General features: G+C 35.5%; 11 protein-coding genes. 4 read left to right on the top strand and 7 right to left on the bottom strand.

Features of this window, described 5'->3' with window-relative positions; translation table 11 throughout:
• Window positions 1-53: 53 nt before the first annotated feature.
• From ACXX80_RS04785 to ACXX80_RS04775, 3 genes are all read right to left on the bottom strand, one after another.
• Window positions 54-710: an aspartate kinase gene (locus ACXX80_RS04785; protein ID WP_315206009.1), complete on the bottom strand. Its 657-nt coding sequence runs from the start codon at window positions 708-710 to the stop codon at window positions 54-56.
• Between the two features lie 110 nt (window positions 711-820).
• A complete protein-coding gene (locus tag ACXX80_RS04780) occupies window positions 821-1,180 on the bottom strand; it encodes a YraN family protein (RefSeq protein WP_458552235.1) in 360 nt (119 codons plus the stop codon).
• Window positions 1,181-1,248: 68 nt separating this feature from the next.
• Window positions 1,249-2,145, bottom strand: coding sequence for a S66 peptidase family protein (locus ACXX80_RS04775; protein ID WP_458554074.1), 897 nt, complete (start codon window positions 2,143-2,145; stop codon window positions 1,249-1,251).
• Between the two features lie 270 nt (window positions 2,146-2,415).
• On the opposite strand from ACXX80_RS04775, the gene ACXX80_RS04770 reads away from it, so the two are divergent.
• From ACXX80_RS04770 to amaB, 3 genes are all read left to right on the top strand, one after another.
• Window positions 2,416-3,525 carry an endonuclease/exonuclease/phosphatase family protein gene (locus ACXX80_RS04770; RefSeq protein WP_458552234.1) on the top strand — a complete coding sequence of 370 codons (1,110 nt, stop codon included), beginning with the start codon at window positions 2,416-2,418 and terminating at the stop codon, window positions 3,523-3,525.
• Between the two features lie 40 nt (window positions 3,526-3,565).
• Complete coding sequence (locus tag ACXX80_RS04765; RefSeq protein ID WP_458552233.1) at window positions 3,566-4,105, top strand: 3-hydroxyanthranilate 3,4-dioxygenase; 540 nt, start codon at window positions 3,566-3,568, stop codon at window positions 4,103-4,105.
• A gap of 205 nt (window positions 4,106-4,310) precedes the next feature.
• On the top strand, window positions 4,311-5,864 hold the full coding sequence (gene amaB, locus ACXX80_RS04760; RefSeq protein ID WP_458552232.1) for an L-piperidine-6-carboxylate dehydrogenase: 1,554 nt from the start codon (window positions 4,311-4,313) through the stop codon (window positions 5,862-5,864).
• 93 nt (window positions 5,865-5,957) lie between these two features.
• Here amaB and ACXX80_RS04755 read toward each other — a convergent pair whose 3' ends face one another.
• Together ACXX80_RS04755 and ACXX80_RS04750 are read right to left on the bottom strand one after the other, a co-directional pair.
• Complete coding sequence (locus ACXX80_RS04755) at window positions 5,958-6,455, bottom strand: DUF6646 family protein (RefSeq protein ID WP_458552231.1); 498 nt, start codon at window positions 6,453-6,455, stop codon at window positions 5,958-5,960.
• Window positions 6,456-6,498: 43 nt separating this feature from the next.
• Entirely contained in the window at window positions 6,499-7,224 is a 726-nt protein-coding gene (locus tag ACXX80_RS04750; RefSeq protein ID WP_458552230.1) for a metallophosphoesterase family protein, read from the bottom strand.
• 422 nt (window positions 7,225-7,646) lie between these two features.
• On the opposite strand from ACXX80_RS04750, the gene ACXX80_RS04745 reads away from it, so the two are divergent.
• Window positions 7,647-8,423 (top strand): alpha/beta fold hydrolase, encoded by a 777-nt coding sequence (locus tag ACXX80_RS04745; protein ID WP_458552229.1) that lies wholly within the window; start codon window positions 7,647-7,649, stop codon window positions 8,421-8,423.
• Between the two features lie 10 nt (window positions 8,424-8,433).
• On the opposite strand, the gene ACXX80_RS04740 is transcribed toward ACXX80_RS04745, so the two are convergent.
• Window positions 8,434-9,573, bottom strand: coding sequence for an ATP-binding protein (locus tag ACXX80_RS04740; RefSeq protein WP_458554073.1), 1,140 nt, complete (start codon window positions 9,571-9,573; stop codon window positions 8,434-8,436).
• Between the two features lie 75 nt (window positions 9,574-9,648).
• The gene (locus tag ACXX80_RS04735; protein WP_458552228.1) at window positions 9,649-10,404 is read right to left on the bottom strand and encodes an SDR family NAD(P)-dependent oxidoreductase; all 756 of its coding nucleotides are present in this window, start codon (window positions 10,402-10,404) and stop codon (window positions 9,649-9,651) included.
• Between the last annotated feature and the right edge of the window lie 19 nt (window positions 10,405-10,423).

Raw genomic sequence — 10,423 nt, 5'->3', positions numbered from 1 at the left:
ATAAAAAAGCTTCCAGTCTTAGTAGGCTGAAAGCTTTGTTGATTTATGATTTTCTAATTCTTCAAATCCTTAATTACTTTAAAAGCAACATCTACTTGTTCTTCACTCACTAAAATTGTGAACTCATTAGAAGTCGAAATTACTTCGTTTATGATAATTCCTTCCCAAGCCAAACGTTGAAAAATGAAATAGTAAATCCCAGGAACGACAATGTTTTCTTTAGGTAATTTTACCGTAATCGAAGCTAGATTGTCTAATTTCTGAATCAGTTTTTCAGTAGCAAAATGCTTGTCTACTAAGTGATTGATGCTGTTACTAACCACAATGTTGGTTTCGTTCACTCCTCTGGATGAAGTGTAAAAAATATCCGGTAACGTATTGATATCTGCAATTAAATCTGCTTGTTTATTTAAAACAGTATCGGATGCAGCAAAAGTATAATCCGTCAAGGCCGAACGAACGGTGATTTCCCCAATGTTTTTGATGACTTTATTAATCTTATGATTTAATCTGAAATCTAGTTCTTCTGTTAGTCTTTTTAAAGCCATAACAACCGCACCTTGTTTTACTTCCTTGCCAAATTCACTTTCTAATTCAGTCATTATGTTTCGGGATAATGAGGTCAGATTAATGATGCCTAATGATAGTGCATTTAGCAAAAAAGGCTTTGTTTTGATGTAGTTTTCTACAATGGAAGAAACAGTTTTCATGATGTAATTTTTTTTAGTTGGTTGTTATTTTACGCGTAGTTAGTGTGTAAATATGACGCAAATATAAATAAAAAACAATTTGTTACAAATATAACATCAAGAAAAAACGTTTAAAAGTGATAAAAAGCATCGATAAGATGCTCAATTACAAAAGATTTTCCTTCTTTATGGATAGCTATAATGTCAAAACGGACTTCAATATCCAAATTTCTTTCGTTGATAAACGCATCAACAGCCTTTACTAAAAGCTGGATTTTTTTTGGTTTTACAAAATCTTGTGGTAAGCCAAATTCTAATGAGGAACGGGTTTTGACTTCAACTATGGCTAGTGTATTTCCTTTTTGGGCAATAATGTCTATTTCGGCTTTTTGGAACGTCCAGTTGGTTTGCAAAATCGTGTAGCCGTCTTTCCGTAGAAATTCAACCGCCATTTCTTCTCCAAGTTTTCCGAGCTCGTTGTGTTCCGCCATTAAAAGATTTTATTTTAAGTTTAAGGTTTCAAGTTTTTAAACTTTTGTAATCAAATATCAAATTGCATTTATTCAAAAACCAGCGTACTGCATTTTTCATTGACATTCAGAGTCACTTTGTTCCCTAAAATCAATGCTCTATTGTCTTGAATATGACCGGCCGGGAAATTATACAAGACGGGAATATTATAATTTTTGGTAACATCCTCTATAATCTCAATAGCATTTTTACCCCATGGAATATCATTGTCCTTCATTTTTGTCATGGAACCCACAACAATTCCCTTGATGCTTTCCAGGCAACCATTTCGTTTTAAATTCATCATCATGCGGTCAATATGATACAAATATTCGTCTAAATCTTCTATAAACAAGATTTTATCAGCACAATCAATCGCAGATGGTGAACCAAACAAGCTATATAGAATCGATAAATTTCCGCCCACTAATTCTCCGGTAGCTTTTCCGTGTCTGTTCATCAAGAAAGGATCTATTTCATAAGACAATTTTTCACCAAATAAAGCAATTCGCATTGTTTCAATCGCCTCTGGAGTTGCTCTAGGAGCGGTTATCGGCATGATTCCGTGAATGGATTTGTAACCCATTGTGTTCAAGTGATTGTGTAAAACGGTCACATCACTGAAACCAACAATCCATTTTGGATTTTTTTTGAACGTAGTAAAATCCAGTAAATCAATCATTCGTACGGTTCCGTATCCACCTTTTACACACCAGATTGCTTTGATGTTTGTATTATCCATTTGCTGCTGAAAATCGGCGGCACGCTGTTCGTCGGTTCCAGCTAATTGGTCGTTGTCTAAACCTATTGTATTTCCAATGACTACTTCTAAACCCCAACTTTTCAATAAAGCAATAGCGGGTTTCAAGTTGTCATCTGTATTTTTTCTGGCTGTTGCCAAAATAGCTACTGTATCTCCTTTTTGTAAACTTGGCGGTGTAATCATGTTGTGTTGGGCTTGGCTGTTGAAAGATTGTAAAACAAAAATAAGCATTAGAAATTGATATAAAACAGGACAGCGTAATGTAAAAGTAAATCGGTTTATGTTCATGCTTTAATGCTTTTCTGAAAAAATTCTAGTGGTATGGTCTTTAAATGATAAAAACAAAGATAGACAATTAGAAAATAATTTTAAGTTCAGGTTCAAATGACTATTTTTACAATAGCCAGATTCTAAAATGGAATCTAATTCACCGACTGGAAATAAATAATACTTATGAGAATTACGTATTGGATTCCTATTCTTTTTTTATTTTATCCGTTGGTAAAATCAAATGCTCAACAGAAAAAATACGTTATTCATACCGTTGCGTTTTATAATTTCGAAAACCTTTTTGATACCATAAATGATCCAGATACTTTTGATGAAGAATGGACGCCAACAGGTTTGCAGCGATGGACCTATGATAAATACGAAAAAAAATTAAGCAATTTAGCTCGTATATTATTCGAAATAGGTTCAGCTGAAAATACCGATTCGCCTACATTTATTGGCGGGTGCGAAATAGAAAACAGAGGCGTTTTGGAAGATTTAGTCAAACAACCCAAATTAATCGAGAAAGATTTCGGAATCATCCATTTTGATTCGCCTGACAAAAGAGGAATAGATGTGGCGCTCCTGTATCAGAAAAAGAAATTTCAGCCCACCAGTTACAGCAATATTCCGTTGTATATTTATAAAGTAAGCGGAAATACAAATGAAAATTCTAAAGCCAGTTCCGAAGATAAAACAGATGATGACCTGCAAATAAGTCCTAAGAATTATCGGGTTTATACACGAGATCAGCTTTTGGTAACTGGATTTCTCGATGGTGAGGAAATCAATATCATCGTCAATCACTGGCCGTCACGTTCTGGCGGCGAAAAAAAATCAAGTCCGTCCCGAGAAGCCGCCGGCGCATTAAATCGAAAAATAATAGATTCGTTACAACGAATCAATCCAAATGCAAAAGTGATTACGTTGGGTGATTTGAATGATGGTCCTTATAATAAAAGTGTCAAAATTGGGCTTGGCGCCAAAGCAAAAAAGTCTGATGTGCTACCGTTTGGAATTTATAATCCATTCGAAGAAATGGCCAAAAAGGGATTTGGCACCATCGCATTTCGGGATGCTTGGGATATTTTTGACCAAATAATGGTTTCCGAAACCTTACTGCAAACGGATTATTCTAGCTTTCGATTTTGGAAAGCAGGAATTTACAACAAGTCATTTTTAATACAAACCAGCGGACAGTACAAAGGCTATCCGTTGCGACATTCCACTACCGAAATAGGATTTAGTGACCATTTTCCGGTCTATATCTATTTGATTAAGGAAAAAAAATAACAATTTATTATTTCATAAATTTACATTTAAAATATAAATCATGGCAATAGCAAAACCTTTCAACCTCAATAAATGGATTGACGAAAACCGTCACCTGCTCAAACCACCCGTTGGCAACAAGAATTTATACACAGAATCCGGTGATTATATCGTTATGGTGGTTGCGGGTCCAAACGCTCGAAAAGATTATCATTACAACGAAACCGAAGAATTGTTTTATCAATTGGAAGGCTCCATAAAAGTGATTGTTCAAGAGGACGGTGAGCGCAAAGAAATGGAATTACTTCCTGGCGATATGTATCTTCATCCCGCTAAAACTCCACATTCTCCAGTGCGTTCAAAGGGTTCAATAGGGCTTGTTATCGAACGAAAAAGAGCAGGAAAAGGATATACTGATGGTTTATTGTGGTTTTGCGATAACTGCAATCACAAGCTGCACGAGGTTTATTTTGAATTGCATAATATCGAGAATGATTTCCTACCTCATTTTGAACATTTTTATAATTCAGAAAAGTTGAGAACCTGCGGAAAATGCGGAACCATAATGGAAACCGACCCGAGATTTGTGTCCAAAAAATAATTTAATACTAGATTCATAGTGGTTTTAGGAGCTAATCCCGCTATTCGTTCTATCTTTTGTAGTTTCGTAAAAAAACGAGACTACAAAAGGATGCCACTACTATCGGGGCTAAAAATCTTGAAATATAAAGTAGCAATGTTTAGTTTTTCACGTTAAATCAATATATTTGTAAAAAAATATAACAATTTTTAATAAAAAAGTTACAATGATAACAATAGCAGATCAATTTGGAATGAAAGAAGCATTGGCGCAATTGGGTGTAAAAGCCATAAATGAAGGAACATCAACCGGGATAAACCATTTTTCAAACGGGGAAATTCTTGAAAGTTATTCGCCAGTTGATGGTCAGCTAATAGGTACTGTAAAAACAACTACGGTTGCTGATTATGAAAAAGTAATGCAAACCGCTACCGAGGCTTTTAAAACTTTCAAAGTAATGCCTGCGCCACAACGTGGTGAAATCGTGCGTCAGTTTGGTGAAAAATTACGTAAAAACAAAGAAGCTTTAGGCAAATTAGTTTCCTACGAAATGGGGAAATCATTGCAAGAAGGATATGGCGAAGTTCAGGAAATGATAGACATCTGTGATTTTGCAGTTGGATTGTCGCGTCAATTACACGGATTAACGATGCATTCCGAACGTCCTGGACACAGAATGTATGAGCAATACCACCCAATGGGAGTTGTAGGAATCATTTCTGCCTTCAATTTTCCAGTTGCTGTTTGGGCTTGGAACACGGCTTTAGCCTGGATTTGTGGCGATGTTTGTGTTTGGAAACCATCTGAAAAAACACCACTTTGCGGAATTGCCTGCCAAAATATTATTGCCGAAGTAATCAAAGAAAATAATCTTCCGGAAGGAATTTCCTGTTTGATAAATGGAGATTACAAAGTGGGTGAAATGATGACTAACGACAAGCGTGTGCCATTGATTTCTGCAACTGGTTCTACACGTATGGGGAAAATTGTTGCGCAAGCAGTTGCAGGTCGTCTTGGAAAATCATTATTGGAATTAGGCGGAAACAACGCCATCATTGTAACTCCGGATGCTGATATCAAAATGACGGTTATTGGTGCTGTTTTTGGTGCAGTAGGAACGGCAGGACAACGTTGTACATCAACACGTCGTTTGATTATTCACGAAAGTATTTATGATAAAGTTAAAGATGCAATTGTATCGGCTTACAAACAATTACGTATTGGAAATCCTTTGGATGAAAACAATCATGTAGGTCCTGTAATTGATAAGCATGCAGTGGAAATGTACAATAAAGCATTAGAAAAAGTTGTTGCCGAAGGCGGGAAAATCCTCGTGGAAGGTGGCGTACTTTCTGGTGAAGGATTTGAAAGTGGTTGCTACGTAAAACCAGCAATCGCTGAAGCAGAGAATTCTTTCGAAATCGTACAACATGAAACTTTTGCGCCTGTTTTATATTTATTGAAATATTCAGGAACTGTTGAGAATGCTATCGCAATTCAAAACGGAGTGGCGCAAGGACTATCATCCGCTATTATGACTAATAATTTGCGTGAAGCAGAACTTTTCCTATCAGTAGTAGGTTCTGATTGTGGAATCGCAAACGTAAACATAGGAACTTCCGGTGCAGAAATTGGAGGTGCTTTTGGTGGTGAAAAAGAAACTGGTGGCGGAAGAGAATCAGGTTCTGACGCTTGGAAAGTATATATGAGAAGACAAACGAATACTATCAATTACACGACAAGTTTGCCATTGGCACAAGGAATCAAATTTGATTTGTAGTAATAAAATACAATAAACTAAAAAAGGCAATTTGAACTATTCAAATTGCCTTTTTTTATTAAAATTTCTTCGTAAACGTTGTGGATAATTGTTCTACAAATTGAAAGAAGCGCCAATATTAAACGTAAATTGGTTATTCAATTTGTCAAAGCCTACAGCATCTGTTTTATAACTTGCGATTGGAATTCCCGCTTCGGTGAAAATACCAAAACCTTCCGTAAAGAAATAACGGAATCCTAAATGCGCACCAAAATTTCTTAGACCTAAATCTAATCCTGGGTAAACATCCATTTTTGGATCAAATTGAAAAACATTCCCCAAGTTTGCATTGAAACGTGCTTTAACATCTACTCTATCTCCAAAATCAGGTTTATTTCCTAAATCATCATTAGAAACAGATAACAAATAAGAAGTTACAAATCCGAATGACATGTTTTCTCCAACTCCAAAATCAGAAGAAACACGAATTCCAGAACCTCCGTTTTGAATGTTGGCTCCAACATCAAATTTAACGTCACCTTTTCCTTTGAAAGCCTGTGCATTAATCAAGCCAACTGTCAATAATAATACTAATGTGGTAATCTTTTTCATACTTTTAATTATTTAAGTGGGTGCAAAAGTAGTTCAATAAAATCTAATTTCTTCCCTTTTCATCAAAATACAATTGGTTCAGAGGTTCACTTTGCCAGAATTCCTTGGTGTCAACATCCATAATCGTTAATGGACCTTTGAAAGCTGCGCCGGTATCCACATTCCAAACATTTGCTTTTTGAATAGGGGTTGTTTCGCCTATTCGGGTGACAGGCGTATGGCCAATATAAATTTCATTGTATAAAGTAAAACGTTTTGGATAGAAAAGATCATCCTTTTTTAAAGTGCGATCTAATGCCAAAGCCGTTTCCCATAAGGTTCTGTCCCAATAAAAAAGCCCCGGAAAATATTCAAAATCGACACCGTTCATATTAGTAAAACCAGCATGAACAAACAGACGACGTTGCTCATCCAGATGAAAATTTTCTAATGATTTCAAGAATTCAATATGCTTTTGCTTCGTTTCTGCGCTAACGGATTCGTAGGCCAAAACAGTCGCTTCACCACCATGTTTATACCACAACAGATTGTCTTTACTTTCGTCCAGCCATTCCAGCAATAAATCATCATGATTCCCGCGTATGCACACACAGTTCTGTTTGGTTTTCAAATCAATTATAAAATCGAGTACCTGAGGGGATTGGCTCCAGCCATCAACGTAATCTCCCAGAAAAATCAAGGTGTCGTTTTTAGTAACGTTGGCTCTCTCCATAATTTGGTGTAATGCTCGCAAACCACCGTGAATATCGCCTATAACAAATGTTCTCATGTACTGAATGTTCTTTATTAGAATAAAAACAGCTAAAAATTAATGCTATTTTCAAGTCATAAAATTAAGTAAAAGAGAGGTTAAGTAGGCTTTTTTAACTTATTTTTTTTAATAAATTAAAAGTAGCGGTATTTTAAAGATTGTAATTTTTATTTAAATTTCAGTAGAAATTTCTTCGAAATGGTGTTTTAATCAATGAACAAAATATCACTGTTTTTGGTGATGTTTTTTTTTGTTTTTTAAGATTAACTTTACAAGAAATTAAATCTCTCGAAAATGAGTGCACTTCTTGCGTTATCGTTACTTTTGGCTAAAATGATCTGTGAGGTTTTAAAAGAATTATTAGCTTTGATTTAGAATTATAAATCAATACTTTCTTTTTTAAAACCATTTTTTCAATCAGATAAATGCTCAAAATTCATATGAAAATATACCTGCAAATATTGTTCTGTTTTGTGGTGTTAAGTTGTACGTCTAATAAAAAAGCAATAAATACCAAAGTCGATAATCAAGAATTTGAGGTCAAGTCAGATAGCGCCAATTGGCTGGATAGTTCCAGAAATAGATTAATTCCGGTAGCGTTTTATTCCCCTATTGTAAACGAAAAAATCAGAAATCAACAGCTGGTAATTGTGAGTCACGGATATGGAGAAAATAAACCGGGCGCAAATAAATCGTATTCATACTTAACAAAAAAATTAGCATCCAAAGGCTATTTTGTATTGAGTATTCAGCATGAATTACCAACCGATGATTTGTTGCCTTTGACAGGAATTCCTCAAGTTGTGCGACGATCAAATTGGGAAAGAGGAGCAGAGAATATCCTATTTGTTCTGAATGAATTGAAAAAAATAAAACCAGAATTAGATTTCAAACATGTAAACTTAATTGGACATTCTAATGGAGGTGATATGACGGTTTTGTTTGCTCATAAATACCCAAATTTGGTAGATAAAATAATTTCGTTAGACAACCGCAGAATGGAATTACCCAGAACTTCTCAGCCTAAAATTTACTCGCTTCGTTCCAGCGACCAACCTGCTGATGAGGGAGTTTTGCCTACTGTTGCAGAGCAGAAAAAGTTTGGGATAAAAATCATTAAATTCCCGAATACCATTCATAATGACATGAATGACAGAGGAAATAAAAGACAAAAAAGAGAAATTAACATCTATATAATGGATTTTATTAGGGAATGAAATAGTGTACTTACTGCACATCATATTTCATTTTTCTCAAAATTCGCAACGCTTCTTTAAACGATAAATATATGGGTATGAAAGGTTTTAAAAGCACTTTGGCATCAATCAGTTTTTGCTTGGCTTCTTCAAAACCGTTGAGGTAACAAATCATAAAAGTGGAAGGTAAATTCTCTAAATCTTTTTGCTCCCGCTCGGACAATGAAAGTCCTTTTTGCAGTTTGTTTAGCAAAGCAATATTGGCATTGTAAATATGAAATAACATTTTTTTATTGAATTCCGGTGGCTGAAAAAGCATCTCTCTTTCTATTTTGTAATAGCCATTATCATGAAAATGAATCGTTTGTTTTTCTAAAGGATAGTAGCTCGTTTTATCATTCAAACCTAAAGGAACATACTCTATAATGGTAAAAGTATCTTCATCAAAAGTGATTTCGACCACATCTTGAGCCGAATAAAACAGCTTGATTTGTTCATTGATCAATTCGATATCTACGCGTGATAAATACGTTTTATCACGAGATTTTTTGGCAATACCTGCCCAGCATATCACAAATAATTCTTTGAATACTTTATACTTAGGCGCCATATCCTTGTGCCGAAAATTCATGAAATCAATCACGCCATCGAGTGTGTATTCGATGCTGTTTCTGGAGTTATTTTCGATGCCAATTACGGTTTCAGTATTCTGGTAATTTTTTTCAATTTCGCCTTCAACCGGCATCGTATTGCTGCCTCGTCGTATAAAAATACTGTTGGCAGGAATCGTGTGAATTCCTTTTTTGAAATGGGAAGTTTTGCTTTTTGGCTTGACCGTTACCAGTCCGATAACTTTATCTTTTGGCAAGTTTGGGAAAGGCACATTTTCGTACTGAATTTTCGGAGGATTCTCCAGATAGGCATTCACTAAATTCTGAATCCGACTGTCGTCAAAAAAATCATCGCCCACGATAGTATTGTCCTGGTCTTCAACACCCACGACGATATAGGAATTGTTTGTAGGATTCGAGTTAGACAGTGCACAAATGTGTTTTAAAAACTTGGCTTTTCCTTCCCGTGTATGTAAATTCAACTGACGCTTTTTATCATAAAAACTACTCTCATCATTGTGAGCAAGCAGGTTCTTGATGAGAATACGTTTGTTGATCATCATTATTGATTATTATATTTTTTAGACAGTTGGATTCTTAAACTTTCTAAAAATCCAACAATCTAAAAATCCAATTTAAATATCTCTTTTTAAAATAGTCGCTGCGGCTTGTGCTGTTGGCAAGACCATCAAATCGGCAATATTTACATGGTACGGTCTGGAAACTACAAAGTGAATAATATCAGCAATGTCCTCTGGATGTAATGGTTCAAAACCTTTGTAAACATTGGCGGCTCTGTCTGCATCACCTTTGAAACGCACTTCGCTGAATTCTGTTTCTACGGCACCAGGATGAATTGCACCCACGCGAATTCCGTAAGGATTCAAATCCATCCTCATGGCTTGGTTCAAGGCGTCAACTGCATGTTTGGAGGCACAATATACGTTTCCGTTTGGATATACTTCTTTTCCGGCGATGGAACCAATGTTGATAATATGACCTGATTTTTGTTCAATCATTTGTGGTATTACAGCTTTCGAAACATATAAAAGTCCTTTGACATTGATGTCAATCATGGCGTCCCAATCGTCTAAATCCCCGTTTTGAATGGGATCTAAACCATGGGCATTTCCGGCATTATTAATCAAAACATCAATCGTGGAAAAGGCTTCGGGTATGGAATTGATACTTTCAAAAACCGCTTTTTTATCCCGAACGTCAAAGCATAAAGTATGCACTTCCGTAAATACTGAAAGTTCTTTTTTTAGTTCAATTAATCGGTCCTCACGGCGTCCACAAAGAATAATTTTATAGTTGTTTTTAGCTAATATTTGTGCTGTTGCTTTACCAATTCCGCTGGTTGCTCCGGTCACTAACGCTGTTTTAGTCATGATTTTTTTTCTGTTTTAT

This window comes from Flavobacterium sp. GNP002, from assembly GCF_054343795.1.
The sequence above is the reverse complement of the archived record's forward strand: the minus strand, read 5'-3'. Positions and strand labels throughout refer to the sequence as shown.

What these genes read in the sequence shown, in the direction of transcription:
- ACXX80_RS04785 (WP_315206009.1), bottom strand. Translation starts at nt 710, where the DNA reads ATGAAAACTGTTTCTTCCATTGTAGAAAACTACATCAAAACAAAGCCT.
- ACXX80_RS04780 (WP_458552235.1), bottom strand. Translation starts at nt 1,180, where the DNA reads ATGGCGGAACACAACGAGCTCGGAAAACTTGGAGAAGAAATGGCGGTT.
- ACXX80_RS04775 (WP_458554074.1), bottom strand. Translation starts at nt 2,145, where the DNA reads ATGATTACACCGCCAAGTTTACAAAAAGGAGATACAGTAGCTATTTTG.
- ACXX80_RS04770 (WP_458552234.1), top strand. Translation starts at nt 2,416, where the DNA reads ATGAGAATTACGTATTGGATTCCTATTCTTTTTTTATTTTATCCGTTG.
- ACXX80_RS04765 (WP_458552233.1), top strand. Translation starts at nt 3,566, where the DNA reads ATGGCAATAGCAAAACCTTTCAACCTCAATAAATGGATTGACGAAAAC.
- amaB (WP_458552232.1), top strand. Translation starts at nt 4,311, where the DNA reads ATGATAACAATAGCAGATCAATTTGGAATGAAAGAAGCATTGGCGCAA.
- ACXX80_RS04755 (WP_458552231.1), bottom strand. Translation starts at nt 6,455, where the DNA reads ATGAAAAAGATTACCACATTAGTATTATTATTGACAGTTGGCTTGATT.
- ACXX80_RS04750 (WP_458552230.1), bottom strand. Translation starts at nt 7,224, where the DNA reads ATGAGAACATTTGTTATAGGCGATATTCACGGTGGTTTGCGAGCATTA.
- ACXX80_RS04745 (WP_458552229.1), top strand. Translation starts at nt 7,647, where the DNA reads ATGAAAATATACCTGCAAATATTGTTCTGTTTTGTGGTGTTAAGTTGT.
- ACXX80_RS04740 (WP_458554073.1), bottom strand. Translation starts at nt 9,573, where the DNA reads ATGATCAACAAACGTATTCTCATCAAGAACCTGCTTGCTCACAATGAT.
- ACXX80_RS04735 (WP_458552228.1), bottom strand. Translation starts at nt 10,404, where the DNA reads ATGACTAAAACAGCGTTAGTGACCGGAGCAACCAGCGGAATTGGTAAA.